Annotated in this window: 23 protein-coding genes; 13 read left to right on the plus strand and 10 right to left on the minus strand. The window is 36.7% G+C overall.

What is annotated here, in order from left to right; translation table 11 throughout:
• The first annotated feature begins 161 nt into the window (after window positions 1-161).
• Genes hemH through ACIEHO_RS01055 form a run of 6 tightly spaced genes read left to right on the plus strand, consistent with a single transcriptional unit; the run spans window position 162 to window position 5622 of the window.
• On the plus strand, window positions 162-1196 hold the full coding sequence (hemH, locus tag ACIEHO_RS01030; protein ID WP_406967737.1) for a ferrochelatase: 1035 nt from the start codon (window positions 162-164) through the stop codon (window positions 1194-1196).
• Complete coding sequence (locus ACIEHO_RS01035) at window positions 1196-2566, plus strand: MATE family efflux transporter (RefSeq protein WP_406967739.1); 1371 nt, start codon at window positions 1196-1198, stop codon at window positions 2564-2566. Before hemH ends, ACIEHO_RS01035 begins: the two co-directional genes overlap by 1 nt.
• Window positions 2567-2568: 2 nt before the next feature.
• Window positions 2569-3117 (plus strand): CopD family protein, encoded by a 549-nt coding sequence (locus ACIEHO_RS01040; protein ID WP_406967741.1) that lies wholly within the window; start codon window positions 2569-2571, stop codon window positions 3115-3117.
• The gene (locus ACIEHO_RS01045) at window positions 3110-3259 is read left to right on the plus strand and encodes a hypothetical protein (protein ID WP_406967743.1); all 150 of its coding nucleotides are present in this window, start codon (window positions 3110-3112) and stop codon (window positions 3257-3259) included. The genes ACIEHO_RS01040 and ACIEHO_RS01045 overlap by 8 nt, the downstream gene beginning before the upstream one ends.
• A 54-nt stretch (window positions 3260-3313) precedes the next feature.
• Window positions 3314-4798 (plus strand): sensor histidine kinase, encoded by a 1485-nt coding sequence (locus ACIEHO_RS01050; RefSeq protein WP_406967745.1) that lies wholly within the window; start codon window positions 3314-3316, stop codon window positions 4796-4798.
• Window positions 4799-4839: 41 nt separating this feature from the next.
• Complete coding sequence (locus ACIEHO_RS01055; RefSeq protein WP_406967747.1) at window positions 4840-5622, plus strand: enoyl-CoA hydratase/isomerase family protein; 783 nt, start codon at window positions 4840-4842, stop codon at window positions 5620-5622.
• Window positions 5623-5784: 162 nt separating this feature from the next.
• On the opposite strand, the gene ACIEHO_RS01060 is transcribed toward ACIEHO_RS01055, so the two are convergent.
• Window positions 5785-6153, minus strand: a complete 369-nt coding sequence (locus tag ACIEHO_RS01060; RefSeq protein ID WP_406967749.1) for a hypothetical protein — start codon at window positions 6151-6153, stop codon at window positions 5785-5787.
• 392 nt (window positions 6154-6545) lie between these two features.
• Between ACIEHO_RS01060 and ACIEHO_RS01065 the strand changes: the two genes are divergently transcribed.
• Entirely contained in the window at window positions 6546-7619 is a 1074-nt protein-coding gene (locus ACIEHO_RS01065) for a PA0069 family radical SAM protein (RefSeq protein WP_406967751.1), read from the plus strand.
• Window positions 7620-7729: 110 nt separating this feature from the next.
• On the opposite strand, the gene ACIEHO_RS01070 is transcribed toward ACIEHO_RS01065, so the two are convergent.
• Entirely contained in the window at window positions 7730-8338 is a 609-nt protein-coding gene (locus ACIEHO_RS01070) for a hypothetical protein (protein WP_406967753.1), read from the minus strand.
• A 535-nt stretch (window positions 8339-8873) separates the two neighbouring features.
• Complete coding sequence (locus ACIEHO_RS01075; protein WP_406967755.1) at window positions 8874-9473, minus strand: hypothetical protein; 600 nt, start codon at window positions 9471-9473, stop codon at window positions 8874-8876.
• 713 nt (window positions 9474-10186) lie between these two features.
• Between ACIEHO_RS01075 and ACIEHO_RS01080 the strand changes: the two genes are divergently transcribed.
• Window positions 10187-11065 (plus strand): AraC family transcriptional regulator, encoded by an 879-nt coding sequence (locus ACIEHO_RS01080; RefSeq protein ID WP_406967757.1) that lies wholly within the window; start codon window positions 10187-10189, stop codon window positions 11063-11065.
• Window positions 11066-11078: 13 nt separating this feature from the next.
• Here ACIEHO_RS01080 and ACIEHO_RS01085 read toward each other — a convergent pair whose 3' ends face one another.
• The 4 genes from ACIEHO_RS01085 to ACIEHO_RS01100 form a co-directional block, all read right to left on the minus strand.
• On the minus strand, window positions 11079-11765 hold the full coding sequence (locus ACIEHO_RS01085; RefSeq protein WP_406967759.1) for an HD domain-containing protein: 687 nt from the start codon (window positions 11763-11765) through the stop codon (window positions 11079-11081).
• A gap of 61 nt (window positions 11766-11826) precedes the next feature.
• Window positions 11827-12828 carry an acyl-ACP desaturase gene (locus ACIEHO_RS01090; RefSeq protein WP_406967761.1) on the minus strand — a complete coding sequence of 334 codons (1002 nt, stop codon included), beginning with the start codon at window positions 12826-12828 and terminating at the stop codon, window positions 11827-11829.
• A gap of 15 nt (window positions 12829-12843) precedes the next feature.
• On the minus strand, window positions 12844-13581 hold the full coding sequence (locus ACIEHO_RS01095) for a lysophospholipid acyltransferase family protein (RefSeq protein WP_406967763.1): 738 nt from the start codon (window positions 13579-13581) through the stop codon (window positions 12844-12846).
• An 87-nt stretch (window positions 13582-13668) separates the two neighbouring features.
• Window positions 13669-14079, minus strand: coding sequence for a BrxA/BrxB family bacilliredoxin (locus tag ACIEHO_RS01100; protein ID WP_406967765.1), 411 nt, complete (start codon window positions 14077-14079; stop codon window positions 13669-13671).
• 121 nt (window positions 14080-14200) lie between these two features.
• Here ACIEHO_RS01100 and ACIEHO_RS01105 point away from each other — a divergent pair, with 121 nt between their 5' ends.
• A complete protein-coding gene (locus tag ACIEHO_RS01105) occupies window positions 14201-14974 on the plus strand; it encodes a TerB family tellurite resistance protein (RefSeq protein WP_406967767.1) in 774 nt (257 codons plus the stop codon).
• Here the strand turns inward: ACIEHO_RS01105 and ACIEHO_RS01110 are convergent.
• The gene (locus ACIEHO_RS01110; protein ID WP_406967769.1) at window positions 14971-15147 is read right to left on the minus strand and encodes a hypothetical protein; all 177 of its coding nucleotides are present in this window, start codon (window positions 15145-15147) and stop codon (window positions 14971-14973) included. The two genes, ACIEHO_RS01105 and ACIEHO_RS01110, sit on opposite strands and share 4 nt — an antisense overlap.
• A gap of 196 nt (window positions 15148-15343) precedes the next feature.
• On the opposite strand from ACIEHO_RS01110, the gene ACIEHO_RS01115 reads away from it, so the two are divergent.
• Window positions 15344-15796 (plus strand): DUF1569 domain-containing protein, encoded by a 453-nt coding sequence (locus ACIEHO_RS01115; RefSeq protein ID WP_406967771.1) that lies wholly within the window; start codon window positions 15344-15346, stop codon window positions 15794-15796.
• A gap of 82 nt (window positions 15797-15878) precedes the next feature.
• On the opposite strand, the gene ACIEHO_RS01120 is transcribed toward ACIEHO_RS01115, so the two are convergent.
• The gene (locus tag ACIEHO_RS01120) at window positions 15879-16133 is read right to left on the minus strand and encodes a hypothetical protein (protein WP_406967773.1); all 255 of its coding nucleotides are present in this window, start codon (window positions 16131-16133) and stop codon (window positions 15879-15881) included.
• A 191-nt stretch (window positions 16134-16324) separates the two neighbouring features.
• Window positions 16325-17344 (minus strand): S66 peptidase family protein, encoded by a 1020-nt coding sequence (locus tag ACIEHO_RS01125; RefSeq protein ID WP_406967775.1) that lies wholly within the window; start codon window positions 17342-17344, stop codon window positions 16325-16327.
• A gap of 174 nt (window positions 17345-17518) precedes the next feature.
• On the opposite strand from ACIEHO_RS01125, the gene metG reads away from it, so the two are divergent.
• The 3 genes from metG to ACIEHO_RS01140 all read left to right on the plus strand — a co-directional run bounded on the left by metG (window position 17519) and on the right by ACIEHO_RS01140 (window position 21017).
• Window positions 17519-19585: a methionine--tRNA ligase gene (gene metG / locus ACIEHO_RS01130; RefSeq protein ID WP_406967777.1), complete on the plus strand. Its 2067-nt coding sequence runs from the start codon at window positions 17519-17521 to the stop codon at window positions 19583-19585.
• Window positions 19586-19822: 237 nt separating this feature from the next.
• The gene (locus ACIEHO_RS01135; RefSeq protein ID WP_406967779.1) at window positions 19823-20293 is read left to right on the plus strand and encodes a lipocalin family protein; all 471 of its coding nucleotides are present in this window, start codon (window positions 19823-19825) and stop codon (window positions 20291-20293) included.
• A 19-nt stretch (window positions 20294-20312) separates the two neighbouring features.
• Entirely contained in the window at window positions 20313-21017 is a 705-nt protein-coding gene (locus ACIEHO_RS01140; protein ID WP_406967781.1) for an OmpA family protein, read from the plus strand.
• Window positions 21018-21035 lie beyond the last annotated feature (18 nt).

Consider the following 21035-nt stretch of genomic DNA (forward strand, 5'->3'; position numbering starts at 1 on the left):
ATTCCTAAAATTGGAAAAGGTGATTGTATTGTCTAGAACGAATGTATAAATATATTTATTTTAAACGTACGACTAGGAATACAAATGAGTAAAATGTAGGTTTGGTTAAGAGAATGCCCCATTTTGGTGAGTCTTATCGATTTGTATTGTATTTTTGTGCTATGAAAAAAGGAATTTTATTAGTTAATTTGGGTTCGCCCGATAGCCCGACGCCTAAAGACGTGAAAAAGTATTTGGGCGAGTTTTTAATGGATGAGCGTGTTATAGATATTCCACAGCTGGCCAGAACGGCACTAGTGAAAGGCATTATTTTAAAAACACGCCCAAAACAATCGGCGGCAGCTTACAAAAAAATATGGTGGGACGAAGGTTCGCCTTTAATTGTGATTTCACAACGACTTCAAAAGAAAATTCAAAAGCAGGTTGATGTACCGGTGGCCCTAGCGATGCGCTATGGAAGTATGACCATAAAAAAAGGACTTCAGGAATTGGTTGACAAAGGAGTTGAAGAAGTTTTATTATTTCCTTTGTATCCTCAGTTTGCTATGGCAACTACCGAAACCATTACGGTTTTGGCAGAAGAGCTTCGCCAAGAACATTTTCCGCAGTTGAAAATAGAATCGGTTCCTGCATTTTACAACAAACCCGACTATATTGAAGTACTTTCAAACTCTATAAAAACCCATTTAAAAGATAAAAAGTACGAGCATTTATTGTTTTCGTATCACGGGGTTCCTGAGCGGCATATACGTAAAAGTGATGTTACCAAATCACATTGTAAGATAGACGGGAGCTGTTGTGTGACACCATCAAAAGCACATGAGTTTTGCTACCGCCACCAATGTTTGGAAGTCACTCGATTAGTGGCCGAAACGCTTCAGCTTAAGGAAGGTACATATTCTACATCGTTTCAATCGCGTTTAGGTTTCGACCCGTGGTTGCAACCTTATACCGACAGAACCATTGAGCGTTTAGGAAAACAAGGCGTAAAAAACATGGCCATAGTAACACCGGCTTTTGTTAGTGACTGTCTGGAAACCTTAGAAGAAATAGCCATGGAAGGTCAAGAGATTTTCCACGAAATAGGTGGAAATGGGTTTACCACCGTACCATGTTTAAACGACGATAAGGAGTTTGTAGATTTATTGTCGAATTGGATAACCCAATGGACAACTTCTGATATCGAAGTAGCTTAATGGAAAAAATATCGTCGCAAGAATTAGGAACCGAACCCATTGGTAAACTGCTAATAAAACAGGCAGTGCCGGCATCCATTGGTATTTTGGTCATGTCGCTCAACATATTGGTCGATACTATTTTTGTGGGTAACTGGATTGGCTCTACTGCTATTGCCGCCATTAATGTAGTTTTGCCAGTGTCGTTTTTTATTGCGGCTTTAGGTATGTCTATTGGTGTAGGGGGGGCGTCTATAATTTCACGGGCACTAGGTGCCAATAATCAAAATAAAGCGCTTAAAACTTTCGGCAACCAAATTACATTAACCCTGCTGTTAACTGTAGTTATGGTTATTGTAGGGTTGTGGTTTGTTGACGATATAGTGCCGGCTTTTGGAGGCAAGGGCGCTATTTTAGAGCCTGCCAAAATATACTATACCATTGTACTTTATGGTGTGCCTTTTTTAGCGCTTTGTATGATGGGAAACACCGTAATTAGAGCAGAGGGCAAACCAAAATTCGCTATGTATGCCATGATGATTCCATCGGTTTCAAATTTGGTGCTAGATTACCTTTTAATCAATGTCATGAATTTGGGAATGGAAGGGGCAGCTTGGGCCACTACGGGGTCATATCTATTGTGTTTTGCCTTTATTTTGTGGTTCTTTTTATCTCAAAATTCTGAGTTAAAAATCAATTTTTCACATTTTGGATTAGATAAACCCATCGTTTCCGAAATAAGTTCATTGGGTTTTGTGACGCTTTCCAGACAAGCCGTTGTGAGTATTACTTATTTGTTTATGAACAATATCCTGTTCGAATTGGGTGGTGAAACTTCGGTTACCGCCTATGCTATTGTAGGGCGCATGCTTATGTTTGCCCTCTTTCCTGTTTATGGTATCACCCAAGGGTTTTTGCCCATTGCAGGCTTTAACTATGGAGCACTGAAATACAACAGAGTGAAAGAAACCATAAATACGGCCATAAAATATGCCGCAGGTTTGGCTACAGTGGTATTTATTTTGCTCATGGTGTTTCCAGAGGCCATTACCAAACTTTTTACGGACGATGTTGAGGTTTTAAAAGAAACGCCACCTGCCATGCGCTGGGTATTTGCGGCCACGCCTATAATTGCCCTTCAGCTTATTGGAGCGGCCTATTTTCAGGCCATTGGTAAGGCTAAACACGCTTTATTGCTTACACTATGCCGACAAGGGTTTTTCTTTATACCACTTATTTTAATTTTACCGCTGTTTTGCGGTGAACTTGGTGTTTGGATATCCTTTCCCATTTCTGATGTTTTGGCCACTTTAGTAACGGGCTATTTTTTAAATCGGGAAATTATTAAGAACTTGAAAACAGAAAACAATCCGTTATCCGTAAATAACTAAGTATGGAATATTACGCCTATATAAAGTCATTTCACCTCATATTTGTCATCACTTGGTTTGCAGGTTTATTTTATATTCCGCGATTGTTTGTTTACCAAATCGAAGCCTTTCATAAACCATCGCCAGAAAAGGAAATTTTAGGCAAACAGCTTAAACTCATGGCCAAGCGTTTGTGGTATATCATTACCTGGCCATCGGCTATATTGGCTACTATTTTTGCTGTTTGGCTTTTGGTTTTGCAACCCTACTGGTTAGAACAATCCTGGATGCATGTTAAATTAGCCTTTGTCGTTCTGCTCATTATCTACCATTTAAAAACGCATCAATATTTTAAACAACTGCAAAACGATGTAGTAAAAAAATCGTCCAGTTTTATGCGTATCTGGAACGAGGGCGCTACATTTATTCTCTTTGCCGTGGTATTTTTGGTGGTATTAAAAAGTGCTATAAACTGGATTTGGGGTGTTATTGGTATTGTGGTTTTGGGCATTCTTATCATGCTTGGATTTAAAATTTATAAAAATATTCGAGACAAAAACCCAGATGCTTAAAATCGTTTGGGCGTTGCCACACCATCCGCTTCAGGCCGTGCAAGTGGCCGGGCTTTGCATTATATCTTTTTTTCGGGCCTCAAAAAAGGATGCCATTCCAATCCCTAACGCGCTTATCGGCCAACTTCAAGCTTTTAAATAAGCCTTAGGCTTTTTGGTTTGATTATTGCTATATTTATTGAATCATAATTTCTCTATGAAACTAAAAAAACTGTCCTTACGTACCCGTATCTTTTTGGCCATGATATTGTTGGTGTTATTGGCGTCAGTGCTTATTTCGGCAGTAGCCATATACCAGTACAAGGAGCAAAGTAAGGATTACCACACTGGACGATTAGAGCGTAAAGAGGGAAGCATTCAAGCCCACATAAAACGCGTATTGAATGGCAGGCAAAATACATGGGAAGTCAAGACCGAAAACATCCCGTTTATTTTTAAGGAAGCAGTGTATAACATTGCCGATATCCACAAACTTCAAATTAACATTTATGATTTGGAGGGCAGTTTGTTGATTTCATCAAAAGCTGGCTTGCAAACCAGTGCGGCCGATAAATGTATAAATGCCGATATTTTAAACGCTATAAATAATAATGTAGAATTTAATAGCGAAAACGAGGTAGCGAGGCACCGCTATGTTGATAAACGCAAGGAAAATGGCGAAATTTTTCAATCTTCGTATACGTTTATTTCCGACCAAAAATCAAAACCTTTGGCCATTTTAAATATCCCGTATTTAGAAAAAGATGATTTCCTCGACAAAGAACTCTACGAGTTTTTAATCCGAATAGCTTATGCTTTTGCGCTGGTATTGCTTATGGCCATAGTTATTGCGTTTTTACTGTCAAAATACATTACCAAATCGTTAAAAACGATAAGCGATAAAATCAATACTACCAGACTTGAAAAGCGCAACCAAAAAATTGAAGTAGACGATACTAGTGAGGAAATCACCACTTTGGTAAACTCGTATAACAGCATGATTGATGAGCTTGAAGAGAGTGCTATACAATTGGCACGAAGCGAGCGCGAACAAGCCTGGCGAGAAATGGCCAAACAAGTGGCACACGAAATTAAAAACCCGCTAACGCCCATGCGCCTCACCGTTCAAAACTTTCAACGCAAGTTTAACCCAGACGACGAAAATATCCATACCAAAATAGACGAGTACAGTAAAACGCTCATTCAGCAAATCGATACGATGAGCGCCATTGCATCAGCATTTTCAAACTTTGCTAAAATGCCAGCGCAGCAAAACGAAACCCTCAACGTGGTGAAAATTGTTAAATTGGCATTGGATATTTTTAACGAGGACTATATTGTTTTTACGGCCGATGCTGAAGAAGTAATTGCCAAGTTTGATAGGTCGCAACTTATTCGTGTGGTGACCAATCTGGTTAAAAATGCCATTCAGGCCCTACCGAATACAGAAAACCCAAAAATTGAAGTGCATGTGGGGGCTACCGATACGGATGCCGTTATTACGGTAAGCGACAATGGTATGGGGGTGGCAGAGGAAAACAAAGACAAGGTTTTCGAACCCAAATTTACTACAAAAAGTAGTGGTATGGGCTTAGGTTTGGCCATGGTGAAAAATATTGTGGAAACCTACAACGGCACCATTTCGTTTGAAACAGAAAAAGGAGAAGGCACTATTTTTAAGGTAAGTTTTCCCAAAGCATAAATTCCTGCGAGCGCAGTAATCCATTATAAAAAAATAAAATTATGAGTTACAATAACATTTTATTAGAAGAAAACAATGGGATAGCCACCATTACCATAAACCGACCTAAAAAATTGAATGCGCTCAACCAAGAGACCATAAAGGAGCTCCACGAGGCGTTTAAGACCGCTAACGAAGACAAAGGCACAAAAGTGATATTGGTTACTGGAAGTGGAGAAAAAGCTTTTGTAGCGGGCGCCGATATCAGTGAGTTTGCCGATTACGATGTTAGCGAAGGCAAACAATTGGCTGCCAATGGGCAAAAGATATTATTCGATTTTGTAGAAAACCTGTCTACCCCCGTTATAGCGGCCGTAAATGGTTTTGCTCTGGGTGGCGGATTGGAGCTCGCCATGGCTTGCCATTTTAGGGTAGCCAGCGATAATGCCAAATTGGGCTTGCCTGAAGTATCGTTAGGTGTTATTCCGGGGTATGGTGGTACGCAAAGGTTACCACAACTTATTGGGAAAGGGCGCGCTATGGAAATGATTATGACTGCCGGTATGATAGACGCCAAACAAGCCTTGACTTTTGGTTTAGTAAACCATGTGGCTACCCAAGAGGAGTTACTGCCGCTTTGCGAAAAAATAGCAGGTAAAATTTTAAATAATTCTTCTGTGGCTATTAGTGCTGCCATTAAAGCTATAAATGCCAATTATAAAGATGGCGTAAACGGTTTTGATGTAGAAATTAACGATTTTGGAAACTGCTTTGATACCGAAGATTTTACCGAAGGCACCACCGCGTTTTTAGAAAAACGAAAGGCTGATTTTCCTGGGGAGTAGAGTGGTTGGAAAAGTGGTTCGTTTAACGGCCTTGTATAACCGTCAGTTATGAATTTTTAAAATTACTGTTTTTCAGCCGTTACCAATTGCTATTTAGTTCTGGCATCCTAAGTTTTAGCCTAAACCGCCGTAATTGCGGTTTACATTGTTGGCAATAGTTTTTTAATAATCTATCTCAAAAACACCCTCTGAAACTATTTTTAAATCTCCGTCATGTTCAGCTGTGAATGCAAACGTACCTTTAAATCTGCTCCCTGTGTCTTCTGTTACAATGACAGAACCATCGGTCGATTTATATTGAATGTTGACATCACCAGTTTTATACCATCCTTCATTTTGAATTGATCCTGAAAAACTTAAGAACTGATAATTTCCAACTCCTTGAGCAATTGGAAATATCAAGTAGAAACCGATATTATCGTCAGTGTATCCTTCAATCCCAAAGAAACCTCCTCCACTTCCTAATCCACCTCTTATAATATCTACTCTGGAATCACAAACTATTAATTCGCCATCAACTTTTGCCTGCATAGTAGTTATTCTTGTATCATCATTAGTTATTCTTGTATCATCATTCTTTGAACAGTTTGAAAGAAGAAGAATTAGAATTAATAATCGAAAAATGTGTCTTGTTTTCATAGTATAAATATATTCTAAGCTTAATCAGAGTTAAAAATCTGATTATTAACGTATTAAAAATTTAACATAATTATTAATTCCATGCAGAATTCTATTATAATTATTGCCAACTTAGGGATATGAAAACGTTTTTATGTTTTATATCCGTCGTTAAACGAAGGTAGTTGAAATTTTTTACAAAATCAAGTTGTTAATAACCCCTCTTGGCTTAAACAGTTTTCGGTTTAAATAATATGTAATTTTAAAGGGCTTCACTAAGAGCAAAAACCTTTAATTTACTGAAAATGAGTTATAAATCTGTTATAAAAGGCCGAGGTGCGCAAAGAAATGTGCATAACCGATTTTTTGAGCATAGCCACGAAACCCGCGATGATTTTTTGGAATACTGCCAAAAAGAAGGCGAAATAGCCGATAACAACAAGACACTGTATTTAGAAACCTTTCCAAAAACCATAGTCAACAAAGTTGAAAGCCCAGACGTGGGTATGATGTATTCCATGAACGCTTATCAAGGTTGTGAGCACGGTTGCATTTATTGTTATGCAAGAAACACTCACGAATATTGGGGTTACGGCGCCGGTTTAGATTTTGAACGCCGCATTTTAGTAAAGAAAAATGCACCTACACTGTTGGAAGCGCAACTAAAAAAGAAAAGTTGGAAAGCACAGCCCATAGTTATGTCCGGCAACACCGATTGCTACCAGCCTGCCGAGAAGCAATTTGAAATAACCCGAAAATGTTTGGAGATGTTTTTAAAATACAAACACCCTGTGGGCATCATTACCAAAAATGCTTTGATTTTGCGTGATTTAGACTTGCTTAAAACATTGGCAAAAGATAATTTGGTTGGAGTGAATATTTCGATTACCTCTTTAAGTGAAGATACCCGTCGTATTTTAGAACCCCGCACCGCCACTATAAAAAAGCGATTGGAAACTGTAAAAATATTAAGCGAAAACGGTATTCCAGTTAATGTCATGCTGGCGCCTATTATTCCATCCATAAATAGTCACGAGATTTTACCATTGGCAAAGGCCGCTGATGAACATGGGGCGCTTTCCATTGGGCATACTATCGTAAGGTTAAACGGTGCGATTGGCGAAATTTTTACCGATTGGATTAATAAAACAATGCCTGATCGTGCCGATAAGGTATTACACCAAATTGAAAGTTGCCACGGCGGCAGTTTAAACGATTCGCGTTACGGTGCCCGAATGCGGGGCGAGGGCAAAATAGCCGAACAAATAAGTAACTTGGTAAAATTGGCTAAACAAAAATATTTTAAGGATAAGGTGTTTCCAAAGCTTAACACCGGTTTGCATGAACAGTATAAAGATGGGCAACTTAAATTGTTTTAAAAAGACATATTTTGATCGGTAGTTTGCCATATCATCATTAGGCCAGGCTTAAGAAAAAAGGAGCGGGCCAAATGGCCCGCTCCTAAAGTTAAATTCAAGTTAGTTAAGGTTTAACTTTTAATCATTTCGGTAAATACTCTACCTTCTGTTCTGTAAATTATTTTGTAGTCTACAATGTTCATTCCGGTTAATCGGAATAAGCGTTCTATCTTCTCAGTGTTTTTAATGGTTTCTGAGTACATAAGTTCGTAGTCTCCATGAATTCCTGAGTAAACTTCAATAGCCATTGGCGCTTTCTCAAGCGATAACTTGTTAATGAATACCAAATTTCCCTTAATTCTGGTCATTGGCTTAAAGAATGTTTTTTCAAGTTCTTTTTTAAAAGATACTTTACTTGCTTCAACCTTGAATGGAATGGTAGAAATTTCTACGTCTTTGTTCAATTCGAAAAGATATTCTCCATTAGGAAGCGATGTTAAATCAAATCCTTTAGTAAATACGCCTTTCGTTTGGATAGACTCTTTATATAATACCATACCATTTTCATCTTTGATAGATAGAAGGTCGCCTTGATCAACATTGATTAAGGTTACCGATGTTCGTTCAGCGCCATTTACGATACTAAAAAATGATGCTTTTTCTTTGCCGAAACTTAACAAGGCAGTCATCATGATTGCCATTAAGATTCCTTTTTTGGTGTTTCTGATTACGTTTTTCATAATTTGAGGTTTTTAACGTTCAACACTTCAAAGGTAAGCTATAAATGATGTTTGTAAAACATTGATATTGATATATTTATGTGTTATATTACCTGTTATTTTTACATCAAGTTTAGGTTAAATCAATATTGAATATTTAAGTGATAATTGTGTGTAATTTAGGGTGTAGGTTACCTAATATTTATTAATAGGTTGTACTAAGGCAGAAAAGTTTTTTAGTGATTAAAATTACTATCTGTTTTTCTAAAAATTAAAATTGGATTGTTTTTTTATTTGCAATAAAGCATGAATGTTATTTTGATTTTATTTCAGGGACTCGTCTTAAAATTTTGTTTTTTAATTCCTATTAAGGAGCCGAGACAAGTTTGGTATGAGATGAAAAGAATATAGGGCACTTATTGGGAGCAAATTAAAATGATGAAGAGACAGTTAGTTAATGGTTATAATTAAGGCTAATAAAATTAAAAGTTGTAAAAAAAAAGCGGGCCACCACAGCCCGCTTTACCAACTAAACTAAACTAAATAAGACATTAAACTAATTATTAATGAATTTCGTGTAGGTTCTGTTATCAGAACTTAATTCTATTTTATAATCGCCGCCCTTTTCAAGTTTGTATGCTTTTTCAATAGTTTTGGTGTTTTCAACAACATCAGAATATAACAAAGTGTACTCACTATTATGGTCGGCATAAATTTTAACTTTTAAAGGCTCTAATTTCGGAGCAAGCTTGGTGATCAGGATGGATCCATCTTTGTGCCTGATGTAGGGTTTAAAAACCGAAGCTTCATTTTCTTTATGGAAAAGAACTTTTTTCGACTTTACCGTAAATGGTATAATTTTAATTTCTATGAATTTATCTACTTCAAAGAAATAGTTGCCATCCGGAAGTGCAGAAAGGTCAAATCCTTTTTTGTAAACTCCAGCAGACGCTATTGACTCTTTATAAAGTATAAGTCCGTTATAATCCTTAATAGTTAATAGGTCTCCAACTTTTACATTATTTAATACAAGCGCTGTTTTGTTTACGTTGCCTTTTAATTCTAAATTAAATCCTTCACTAGCGAAACTTGCCATGGCAGCCATCATGGTTACCATCAAGATTCCTTTTTTTGTATTTCTGATTACGTTTTTCATAATTTGTGTTTTTAATAACGTTCAACACTGCAAAGTTATAGTGGTAATGGATTTTGTAAAACACTAAAATTGATGTATTTGTATGCTAAATTATCTGTTATTTTATTGTTAAGAAAATGTAAGGTCAATATGGTATATGTTTTGGTTAAAAGAATATATCTAGTGCTTATTTGGCTGAGCTTAGACCTGAAATTTTACTAAATATGAATGCAAGGATTTAGCATTAGTAGTTTTGTCAATCTGTTGTATGTATCGATATATTAATATACAGGAAACAATACAATTTTATTTTCAAAAAATGTACTTAGTTATATTTTTGGTTTTAGTTATTTAAAATTGAAGAAAAAAAAAGCGGGCCACCACAGCCCGCTTTACCAACTAAACTAAACTAAATAAGACATTAAACTAATTATTAATGAATATCATGAACTCTTTTAAAAGAGTGATTTTTATTTATTTATGCTGAAGAAATTTAAACCGGGAATTGTATTTTGTAATACGTTTTTATGACTTGGGGTTTTCATGTCGTTCAACGTTACAAAGATATGATGGATATAGAGCCTTAAAAACATCAATTTTGACTTATTTATATGCTATATTAACTGTTAAATGAATGTTAATACTCCTTAATGTTAAAATAACATATAATTAGGGTAATTACATATATAGTGTATGCATAATAAGTATTAAATTTGCATAAAAGCCCCCTTGTTATGATTAATAAGAAACCCACATTAAAAAAAATAAGTCCAAGCTTTGGGAGTTCGTTGTTCGTAAAGCAGCACGTGGAGTCTGTAGACAGAAATAGTGCATATTGGCATTTTCACCCAGAGTTAGAGTTAATCTATGTAAATAAAGGTCAAGGAAAGACCCATATAGGCAACCATTTGTCTTATTTTAACAACAGTCAACTGATATTAATAGGTTCCAACTTGCCACATAATGGTTTTACAGATAGATTAACCGCTAACGGAACAGAAACAACCATACAGTTTAAATCTAACTTTTTAGGCGACGATTTCCTTACCGTACCCGAAATGACTGGTATTGTATCGCTATTTGAACGTGCCAAAAAAGGAATTCGTTTTAAATTAGAAACTAAAAGGAAGATAGGTCCTAAAATTGAGAAACTGAAACAGTATGATGGATTAAAACGCGTTTTGAAATTTTTAGAGATCCTGAATTATTTGGCTAAGACAGACGATTATAGTTTATTAAATGCTGATGGTTTTGCATTTGAGACTGAGGCTCAAGATAGTTCTAAAATCGACGTGATATTTAAATACGTTAATAAGAACTTTCAAAACCACATTTCGCTAGATGAAATTGCAGCCGAAGTAAGTATGACCGTACCCGCATTTTGCCGCTATTTTAAAAAATCGACTGGAAAGACCTTTACACAGTTGGTTAACGAATATCGCGTTGTGCATGCAACCAAGCTTTTAAACGAAAGCCAAATGAGTATTGCCGATATTTGTTACGAATGCGGATTCAATAATTTTTCGCATTTCAATAAGCAGTTTAACGAAATTACAGGTAAAAGCGCTTCAAACTACAGAAAGGAAATTAAGCTGATGATACAAACCAAATAAGGTTTGGTGGTTGCTATGAAGGTGATTTAAAACTTTGTTGGAGATAAGAGACGCCATTCCATTCTTTGTAAAACTGATCTAAAAATTGAAGCATGTAGTTATGTCTTTCAAAAGCAATGGTTTTACCTGTTCTGGTATTCATCCTATCTTTTAAAAGCAATAACTTTTCATAAAAATGATTGATGCTTGGTGCCGTTGAGTTTTTATACTCAACCTTGCTCATGTTAAGAATGGGCTTAATGGCAGGGTCGTAAAGCGCCCTGTTTTTAAATCCGCCGTAATTGAAGCATCGAGCAATGCCAATGGCACCAATGGCATCGAGGCGGTCGGCATCTTGAATAACGTCCAATTCTGGTGATTGGAAGGTTTGGGCTTCATTGCCGCCCTTAAAAGAAATATTTTCGATAATTTTTATAACGTGGTCAACTACGTCTGAATTTACATTTAAATCAGATAAAAATTCGCGAGCCACTTTCGGACCAATCGTTTCATCACCATTGTGGAATTTGCTATCTGCAATATCATGAAGTAAAGCCCCAAGTGATACAATAAACTGATTGACATCTTCGTTTTTTGCGATTAGAAGCGCGTTGTTAAAAACACGTTGCGTATGAAACCAATCGTGTCCGCTCTCGGCGTTAGAAAGTGTTTCTTTTACAAATGTTTTGGTTTTATTTATAATATTTTCTTGAGTATCCACGGTATAAAAATAAAAATTCCTTTCGGTTAAGAAAGGAATTGATTCATATTCAAATGTATATTTACTTGTTAACCGCTGGTTCTACCCATTTAAATTGGAATGAATTTTCAGGAATCTTCATACGGTCGGCCAAGCGGTACATTCTAGATGGTAGTTTCATCAGGTAATCTCTGGCTTTTTCAGCTTCGTCATCCAATCCTGTTATTTTATCAATTTCCCAACGTTCTATTAATTTTTGCAGAATGTCAACATAGTCGGTTGAGGTATAAACCCCAATACGCTGGGCTGTATTGGAAAACTCTTCGAAAGCTGTACCTATTTGGTCGCCCGATTCTCTTAAGAAATGAGCTGGCATGGTTATTTTTTGCTTCATCATGTAATGAAAGGCCATCATCATTTGGCTTGGGTCTACTTTAAAAATACGATCCACAAAATCGGAGTAAGCGTGGTGGTGGCGCATTTCATCGCCCGAAATAATCTGGCACATTTTAGCCAAACGCTTATTGCCTTTTTTACGAGCAATTTTTGCCACACGGTTGTGCGACACGTAGGTAGCTAATTCTTGAAAACTGGTATAAACAAAGTTTTTGTATGGATCGCGGTCTGTACCAATATCAAAACCATCGGCAATAAGGTGTTGCGTGGTTCTTTCAATTTCTTTCATATTTACCCTTCCGGACAGATATAGGTATTTGTTAAGCACATCGCCATGGCGGTTTTCTTCGGCCGTCCATTGTTTTACCCATTTAGACCATCCGTTTCCGCCACCATCAACTTGGTTAACTCCTTCAACATCCATCAGCCAAGACTCGTATGTTGGTAAAGCTTCTTCTGTAATCATATCGCCAACCAAAACCACCCAAAAATCATAGGGTAATTCTTTGGCTAGTTCTCTTATTTCTTTTATTTCCTCAAAAAAGTTCTCGTCTGTAACTTCAGAATCTGGCAAAAAATCTGAAGGTTGCCAAATAGTATCAATGGGAATTAAATACTTTTCCATTAAAGCATCAACGTCTTTTTCCAAAAACTGCATGACTTCTAACCTCTTATTCTTTAAAGACATCCTAATTTTTTTTGTTTAATGTTTTACGTGTTCAGTTATCGTGGTTTCAATACTTTCAAGTAAATCGCCCTTGTTAACAAAGGTAGCTAATTCTAAGGGTTTATGCACAGTAAATGTTAAATGATTGCCCAGCCCTAGTGGGAAATTCCCATAACGGAACATTTTCCAGGAATTATTGATGGTTATGGGAACCACGGTGGCCGAAGGTATTTTTTTGAATAAGATTTCTAAACCTCTTGTTTGAAAAGGCTTTGGTTTTCCCGTTTTGCTTCTTGTGCCTTCAGGAAAAATAACGGCAGCATGCTTGTTGTTTTCAATATATTCCCCAAATTTCATGAGAGCAGGTAACGATTGTCTTGGGTTTTTTCTGTCTATTAACGCAGCACCGCCATGGCGCAAATTGTATGAAACACTCGGGATGCCTTTTCCTAATTCAATTTTACTGATAAACTTAGGGTGGTGTTTCCGCATAAACCAAGTTATGGGATAGATATCATGAAAACTTTGGTGGTTGGCTACAATGATTAAGGGTTTGTTTGTGGGTATTTCAAATTTGTTAATGAAAGAATATCGTGTGCCTAAAATATTGCCACATCGCATTAAAGACCACTGCAAAGCGTCTACACTTTTTTTGTGCACCTGATAACCAAATAGATTGAAACATACCCATTGAATAGGGTGAAAAATAACCAATGTTAGTCCGAAGCAAAGGGAGTACAAAACGGATAACGGATATGACAATAGTTTTTGCATGTCGTAAAATTAAAGGAATACCAATAAATGGCATAAAAAAAACCATGATAAATAATCATGGTTTGTGTTTTTAAACTAAATTGCTGTTTAGCAATGCTCGTTGTAAGCGTCAACTAGGTTTTCTGCTATCAATTCTGCAGGGCGACCTTCAATATGATGACGCTCTAGCATGTGCACCAATTCTCCATCTTTAAACAAAGCCATACTGGGTGAGCTTGGTGGAAATGGTACCATATGTCCACGTGCCGTATCTACGGCTTCTCTGTCAACACCAGCAAAAACCGTTACAATGTGATCTGGTTTTTTGGCATTCTGTAAGCTTATTTTAGCGCCTGGGCGTGCATTTGCTGCTGCACAGCCACAAACTGAGTTTACAACTACAAGGGTAGTGCCTTCTTTTGCTAAAGCCGCATCAACGGCCTCAGCGGTATGTAATTCTTCAAAACCAACGCTCGTTAGGTCCTCGCGCATAGGTTTTACTAATTCTGCTGGATACATATTTTTAAATTTTTATAATTAACACTTTTTCGGATTGCAAAGATACCAATTGTGTAACAAATTGCTAAGGCAATCAACTAACAAATATTATATTTGGTCATAATTAAAATCTATTACTTACATGAGTTTTTCAAAATGGATAGGAGGCGCCCTGGGGTGGTCTTTTGGAGGTCCCATTGGTGCCATTATTGGTTTGGCTATTGGCAGTTTAATTGATTCGGTAGCAAATGGAAGCAGCGAGCCGCTAATTGGGCAAGGAAGGCCTCACGAAGGAAGAACTACTTACCGCACCCAACCACGACAGCGTCCGCAAACGCAATCGGGCGATTTTGAGGTAAGCTTGCTCATTTTAGCTTCAGTTATCATAAAAGCTGACGGTAAACAAGACCAACGTGAATTGGATTTTGTTAGGCAGCAGTTTTTAAACATGTATGGAAAAGAGCGCGCCAACCATGCCTTTAAACTTTTTAAAAATATCAGCAAGCAAAACGTTTCGGTAAGGCCTGTGTGTTTGCAAATAAAACAAATGATGGACCACCCTTCACGTTTACAATTGATGCATTTTCTATTTGGCATTGCAAGAGCCGATGGTATGGTAACCGAATCTGAAGAACGTCAAATTTATACGATTTCGGGCTATTTGGGGATTAATTCAAGGGATTACGCGAGTATTAAAGCTATGTTTTACAACAGTAGTGATAATGCGTATAAAGTTTTAGAAATTGATAAAAGTGCTACTGATGATGATGTTAAAAAAGCATACCGTAAAATGGCCAAGAAATACCACCCTGATAAAGTACGGCATTTAGGAGAAGAACACCAAGAAGGTGCTGAAGAAAAATTTAGACAAGTACAAACAGCCTACGAGCAATTGCAAAAGGAACGTGGGTTTTAGTTGAACTCGAAGAAAATACCAGAGAAGACCACGGCTAAAATTAAAATAACCAAAAAGGTAATAACCAGTATGGTTGTTTTTTTAGTGATTCCGTCTTTTTGAAAAATATAATTTCGCTTATCATCTTTACTTTCCTTTACAAATTCAAAGTTTCCCTTTTCTTTTTTATCCATTTTTCTACTGTTTTATATAAAATTACGAAGCGTGCTTTCGTTTTATTAATTTAAAAAGAATTGATTTTAACTCAAATGAAACCTAAGCTTTATCATGTTTTAAATTAACAATATTCGTTTGGGATGTCATATTTAAACCATTGATTTTGGTATATAAAATGGTAAATTGCAGTACAACCATTAAAACAAACAAACAATGGGAGATATCTTCAGTATTAATCAGATGAATGCAGTGATTGACCGAATAAATCAGCTAAAGCCTGATGCTAAACCGTTATGGGGTAAAATGAGTGCAGACCAAATGTTGGCGCATTGCAATGTGACCTATGAAATGGTTTATGAAGATAAACACCCAAAACCCAACGCATTTACAAAATTTATGCTAAAAGTACTTGTAAAGAATGTAGTTGTAGGCGATAATCCATACAAAAGAAACAGCAGGACTGCACCCCAATTTTTGATAACCGATACTAAAAATTTTGTTGAAGAAAAGACGAGATTGATTAATTTTTTAATCCAAACCCAAAAGCTAGGACCAGACTATTTTGACGGTAAGGAATCGCATTCTTTTGGAAAATTAACCAAACGAGAATGGAACAACATGTTTTATAAACATCTAGACCATCATTTAAGTCAGTTTGGAGTTTAAAACCATTTTACAAAAAGAATTGATATAAAAAAAGCCAACTAACGCAATGTTTAGTTGGCTTTGTATTTACTAAAAATATTCCTTAGTTAGAAAACACTTCTTTACTTGTGTAAATTTTTGTGTCATCACCTTTATCAAAAATCATAACTAATTTATCATTAGCATCTAGATAAACGGAAGATAATTCCCATCCTTCAGATTTTGTAGCATCTAATAGACATTTACGAATATCAGGATTGTTTAAATTTAAGTTCGAATTTTTTATTGTGTCAGCACTCATACTAGCAGAAAATAAAATAACAGCTGCTGCTATTAGGCATTGTAATTTTTTCATCATAATATTTGGGTTTAAATGGTTATAACAGTACAAGATTATCACATATTCTTATATACTTTAAAAATATTAGTTGATTGATACCTTATGACCGTTTAACAAACAGCCTGTTCTACGAAGTGAGTAGTTTATACGATAAAAAACTAAGAGATATATAGGGTTAAAACCCTATTCAAGGTCGTTTTTAGATGAGACTATTCTTTAAAATGGATGGTTGATTGGTTTTTATCAACATACAAATCGATAGTTCTTCCCAATATCATGGCTCGATTATCTTTTTCATGACCAGCAGGCATATTGAATGCAATAGGAAAATTGTATTCAGATAACGCATCCAAAACCAATTGCTCAATGGAAGTTCCCCAAAGCGTAGTGTTTTTTCTCAGTTTGGTCATATCGCCCACAACAACACCTTTGCAATTGTCAAAATATCCGGCACGTTTTAAGCTTTGTAACATCCGGTCGATATGGTATTTATATTCTCCAATTTCTTCAATAAACAATATTTTTCCAGAGATATCAATACTGGTTTTTGAGCCCAACATGGTATGCAACATGGTTAAGTTGCCACCAACTAATTGGCCTGAAGAAGTTCCTGTTTTGTTGTATTTAGACCCTTTTAAAATATAATCTAGCGGTTTTCCGAAAACAGCATCTTTAAATGTCGAAACGGTTTCTTCAATAGTGCTTAAATCGTCTTGTAAACTAGTACACATCATGGCGTGAATACTCTGAACGCCTTCGTTATGAATTTGGTTGTGAATGGCTGTAATGTCAGAATACCCAATAACCCATTTGGGGTTTTCTTTAAATTTTGTCCAATTCAATTTATCTATTATTCTAACGGAGCCATAGCCCCCCCGTGCACACCATATAGCACTAATTTTAGGGTCGTCCAGCGCTTGTTGGAAATCTTCACAACGCTCATCGTCTGTGCCAGCGAAGTGATTGTCTCGGTTAAAAACATGCTTGCCCAATACAGAGTTAAGCCCCCAACTTTTTAAAAGTACTTGGGCTTGCTGTACTTCACCTATTCTGTTTTTTAAGATGCCCGACGGAGCAACAATGGCAACGGTATCGCCTGCTTTTAAGTATGGTGGTTGTTTCAAGGTGTTGTTTTGTTTTTCAAAAGTAGTATTCTGTGCTAAACCAAGTTTTGTTCCGAAGAATAAAATAACACAAAATAGGCTTGTTGTTACTAGGTTTTTACTCATAATGTAAATGTACATTTTTTTTCTAAATCGCTTACAAAATGTGTACTTTTACGCCTTCAAAATAAACTGTCATTCCGAATGAAGCGTAAGTATCTCTTAAACTAGAACTTCAATTCATGTGGTTGTCAAATTAGCACTTCCTTCGGAATTATGATTTAATAAATTTTTAGATTGATGAACAAACCAAAACGATATACCGTAACAACCGCATTACCCTATACTAATGGCCCCATTCATATTGGGCATTTGGCGGGAGTTTACGTACCTGCCGATATTTATGTGCGTTACTTACGGTTAACAGGTAATGATGTAGCATTTATTGGTGGAAGTGACGAACATGGCGTGCCTATTACCATAAAGGCAAAAACCGAAGGTGTATCGCCTCAGAATGTTGTCGATAAATATCATGCTATTATTAAAAAATCGTTTGAGGATTTTGGTATTACATACGATAATTATTCGAGAACTACGGCGAAAGTTCATCATGAAACGGCTTCAGAGTTTTTTAAAACCCTTTACGATAAAGGTGAATTTATTGAAGAAACCACCGAGCAGTTGTACGACGAAAAGGCCAACCAGTTTTTGGCCGATCGTTTTGTGACAGGAACGTGCCCAAAATGTGGTAACGAAGAAGCTTATGGTGACCAATGTGAAAACTGCGGAACTAGTTTAAACGCTACCGATTTAATCAATCCAAAATCAGCCTTAACTGGAAACGTACCGACTTTAAAAGAAACAAAACACTGGTTTTTGCCTTTGGATAAATACGAAGATTTCTTAAAAGAATGGATTTTAGAAGGCCATAAAAAAGATTGGAAGCCTAATGTTTACGGCCAGGTAAAATCATGGATTGACGACGGATTGCGTCCACGAGCCGTAACCCGCGATTTAGATTGGGGCATTCCCGTGCCTGTTGAAGGTGGCGAGGGCAAAGTGTTGTACGTTTGGTTTGATGCTCCAATTGGTTACATCTCATCAACCAAAGAATGGGCGGAGCGCGAAGGCAAAGATTGGGAACCTTATTGGAAAGATAAAGACACCAAGTTGGTGCATTTTATCGGAAAAGACAATATCGTGTTTCACTGTATTATTTTCCCAACGATGCTAAAGGCTGAAGGTAGTTACATTTTACCCGATAACGTGCCAGCTAATGAGTTTTTAAACTTGGAAGGCAATAAACTTTCAACCTCAAAAAATTGGGCGGTTTGGTTGCCCGAATATTTAAAGGAATTTCCTGGCCAGCAAGATGTGTTGCGTTATGTGTTAACCGCTAATGCACCAGAAACAAAGGATAACGATTTTACTTGGAAAGATTTTCAAGCCAGAAATAACAATGAGTTGGTGGCCATTTTCGGTAACTTTATAAATCGGGTGTTGGTTTTAACCAACAAATATTACAACGGTATTGTGCCAGAACCTTCGGAATTATCCCAAGTTGATGAAGAAACTTTAGCTGCGGTTAAAGCCTATCCTGATGTTATTGCCAGTTCTATTGAACGCTACCGTTTTAGGGAAGCCGGACAAGAATTGATGAATTTAGCCCGTTTGGGAAACAAATACCTGGCAGATGCCGAACCTTGGAAAGTGATAAAAACTGATGAGGTTCGCACACAAACTATCATGTACATAGCACTTCAAATATCCAGTGCATTGGCCACTTTAAGCGAACCGTTTTTGCCTTTTACATCTAAAAAGCTAAAGTCAATCTTGAATGTCACATCGAGTGGGGTTGAGATGTCCTGGAACGACGTAAGCACCCAAGAAGTCTTACTTCTTGCAGGACACCAAATAGGAAAAGCAGAATTGCTATTCTCTAAAATTGAAGACGAAACCATTCAAAAACAATTGGATAAATTAGAAGCTAGTAAAAAAGCTAACGAAGCAGCCAACAAAGTGGTTGAGCCACAAAAGGAAAGGATTACATTTGAAGATTTCACTAAACTAGATATTCGTGTAGGCACAATTCTAGAAGCCGAAAAAATGCCGAAAACAAAAAAGCTATTGGTGTTAAAAGTGGACACCGGTATTGATGTTAGAACTATCGTTTCTGGCATTGCAGAAAGTTTTACGGTCGAAGAGGTGGTGGGTAAAAAAGTCACCGTTTTAGTGAATTTGGCGCCAAGAAAACTGCGTGGTGTTGAAAGTGAAGGTATGATTTTAATGACCGAAAGCGCCGATGGTAAATTGGTTTTTGTTAATCCTGATGATACAAATGTATCTAATGGATTGCAGGTGAGTTAAACATTATTTTTCCTTTTTTTCCGGGTAAAAAAACAAGGTTCTTTGTTAATTCCTTGTTAAATCCATTTTTACAAACATGCAAATATAATCATGTGTAATATCTTGTTATTGAGTGTGTTAAAATGGTTTTGTCTATAAGATTTTATGGCTTTTGAGTTAATGTTTTGTTTGTCGCCACATCTTTTAATGCAGTCCAATTCGTATATTAGGGTAAGCATATTAATTAAAAACTAACACATGAAAAAGTTACTTTTATTATTTATTTCAATTAGTGTCTTGTCTTGCGGAACTTCAAAAACGGTTCGCGCATCCAAAAAGGTCATTAAGGGTAATTGGGTATTAAACAATATTAATTACAGTGAGGCGGGTACTTACAACGTTACCCTTTTAAACGATGCTTCAAAAGCTTGTTTTGAAGGCAGCACATGGCAATTCGTGCCTAACAATAATACTGGGATTTACAGTATAAACGACAATAGTTGTTCTGATGGTGAACGTTACTTTGTTTTCACCATTGATGAGGTTAATGCGGAAACTGGACTTTACGATTTCTTGCTGAAACCTACTAACGAAAAATACAAATCAGAAACCAACCAAGGGTTTAGATTGAGTTTAACAGCCTTATCCGATTCTATGATGCAGTGGCAACAAACCCTTTCTGTTCAAGGGCAACCGTTTACTATTACAATGAATTTCATCAAGCAATAAAAAAATAAAATTTAAACATATGAAAACATATATAAAGAAAACATCAATTGTAGTATTAGCAACTGTGCTGGCCATTAGTTTCACTAATTGCAAAGCCGTACAAAACGCAAACAACAAACAAAAAGGAGCGGTTATTGGAGCCACTGGTGGAGCCATTTTAGGAGCCATTATTGGTAACAACGTAGGCAAAGGTGGCAATGGTGAACTAGGAGCCGTAATTGGCGGTGTAGTTGGTGGCGGTGCTGGTGTCCTGATAGGAAACAAAATGGATAAGCAAGCCCAAAAAATTGAAGAGGAAATCCCTGGAGCCGAAGTAGAACGTGTTGATAATGGTATTGTTGTTACTTTTGACGAGAGTAGTGGCGTGTATTTCGCAACGGATAAATATAATATTAATTCAGCATCGCAAGCTACGTTAAATAAACTCATAGGTGTATTTAAAGAATATCCAGATACCAATATTCTTGTGGTTGGCCATACCGATAGCCAGGGCTCAGAAGAATACAATATGACCTTATCAAAAAATAGAGCCTATGCCGTAACCAGTTATCTTTCTAACAATGGTATAAGTAGTGGAAGGTTAACTACCAATTGGTTTGGTGAGACACAACCTTTACATGATAATTCGACTGCTGAAGGCCGAGCGAAAAACCGTCGTGTAAATGTGGCGATTCTTCCGAATGAAAAAATGATTGAAGAAGCCAAGGCACAAGCAGGAAACTAAAAAGAAGAAACATTTTAT

It is taken from the genome of Flavisericum labens (assembly GCF_045446075.1).
GTDB classification, from domain to species: domain Bacteria; phylum Bacteroidota; class Bacteroidia; order Flavobacteriales; family Flavobacteriaceae; genus Flavisericum; species Flavisericum labens.

What these genes read in the sequence shown, in the direction of transcription:
- ACIEHO_RS01120 (WP_406967773.1), bottom strand. Translation starts at nt 16,133, where the DNA reads ATGATGAAAAAATTACAATGCCTAATAGCAGCAGCTGTTATTTTATTT.
- hemH (WP_406967737.1), top strand. Translation starts at nt 162, where the DNA reads ATGAAAAAAGGAATTTTATTAGTTAATTTGGGTTCGCCCGATAGCCCG.
- ACIEHO_RS01035 (WP_406967739.1), top strand. Translation starts at nt 1,196, where the DNA reads ATGGAAAAAATATCGTCGCAAGAATTAGGAACCGAACCCATTGGTAAA.
- ACIEHO_RS01040 (WP_406967741.1), top strand. Translation starts at nt 2,569, where the DNA reads ATGGAATATTACGCCTATATAAAGTCATTTCACCTCATATTTGTCATC.
- ACIEHO_RS01055 (WP_406967747.1), top strand. Translation starts at nt 4,840, where the DNA reads ATGAGTTACAATAACATTTTATTAGAAGAAAACAATGGGATAGCCACC.
- ACIEHO_RS01100 (WP_406967765.1), bottom strand. Translation starts at nt 14,079, where the DNA reads ATGTATCCAGCAGAATTAGTAAAACCTATGCGCGAGGACCTAACGAGC.
- ACIEHO_RS01070 (WP_406967753.1), bottom strand. Translation starts at nt 8,338, where the DNA reads ATGAAAAACGTAATCAGAAACACCAAAAAAGGAATCTTAATGGCAATC.
- ACIEHO_RS01125 (WP_406967775.1), bottom strand. Translation starts at nt 17,344, where the DNA reads ATGAGTAAAAACCTAGTAACAACAAGCCTATTTTGTGTTATTTTATTC.
- ACIEHO_RS01065 (WP_406967751.1), top strand. Translation starts at nt 6,546, where the DNA reads ATGAGTTATAAATCTGTTATAAAAGGCCGAGGTGCGCAAAGAAATGTG.
- ACIEHO_RS01050 (WP_406967745.1), top strand. Translation starts at nt 3,314, where the DNA reads ATGAAACTAAAAAAACTGTCCTTACGTACCCGTATCTTTTTGGCCATG.
- ACIEHO_RS01140 (WP_406967781.1), top strand. Translation starts at nt 20,313, where the DNA reads ATGAAAACATATATAAAGAAAACATCAATTGTAGTATTAGCAACTGTG.
- ACIEHO_RS01110 (WP_406967769.1), bottom strand. Translation starts at nt 15,147, where the DNA reads ATGGATAAAAAAGAAAAGGGAAACTTTGAATTTGTAAAGGAAAGTAAA.
- metG (WP_406967777.1), top strand. Translation starts at nt 17,519, where the DNA reads ATGAACAAACCAAAACGATATACCGTAACAACCGCATTACCCTATACT.
- ACIEHO_RS01075 (WP_406967755.1), bottom strand. Translation starts at nt 9,473, where the DNA reads ATGAAAAACGTAATCAGAAATACAAAAAAAGGAATCTTGATGGTAACC.
- ACIEHO_RS01060 (WP_406967749.1), bottom strand. Translation starts at nt 6,153, where the DNA reads ATGCAGGCAAAAGTTGATGGCGAATTAATAGTTTGTGATTCCAGAGTA.
- ACIEHO_RS01135 (WP_406967779.1), top strand. Translation starts at nt 19,823, where the DNA reads ATGAAAAAGTTACTTTTATTATTTATTTCAATTAGTGTCTTGTCTTGC.
- ACIEHO_RS01095 (WP_406967763.1), bottom strand. Translation starts at nt 13,581, where the DNA reads ATGCAAAAACTATTGTCATATCCGTTATCCGTTTTGTACTCCCTTTGC.
- ACIEHO_RS01105 (WP_406967767.1), top strand. Translation starts at nt 14,201, where the DNA reads ATGAGTTTTTCAAAATGGATAGGAGGCGCCCTGGGGTGGTCTTTTGGA.
- ACIEHO_RS01045 (WP_406967743.1), top strand. Translation starts at nt 3,110, where the DNA reads ATGCTTAAAATCGTTTGGGCGTTGCCACACCATCCGCTTCAGGCCGTG.
- ACIEHO_RS01080 (WP_406967757.1), top strand. Translation starts at nt 10,187, where the DNA reads ATGATTAATAAGAAACCCACATTAAAAAAAATAAGTCCAAGCTTTGGG.
- ACIEHO_RS01090 (WP_406967761.1), bottom strand. Translation starts at nt 12,828, where the DNA reads ATGTCTTTAAAGAATAAGAGGTTAGAAGTCATGCAGTTTTTGGAAAAA.
- ACIEHO_RS01115 (WP_406967771.1), top strand. Translation starts at nt 15,344, where the DNA reads ATGGGAGATATCTTCAGTATTAATCAGATGAATGCAGTGATTGACCGA.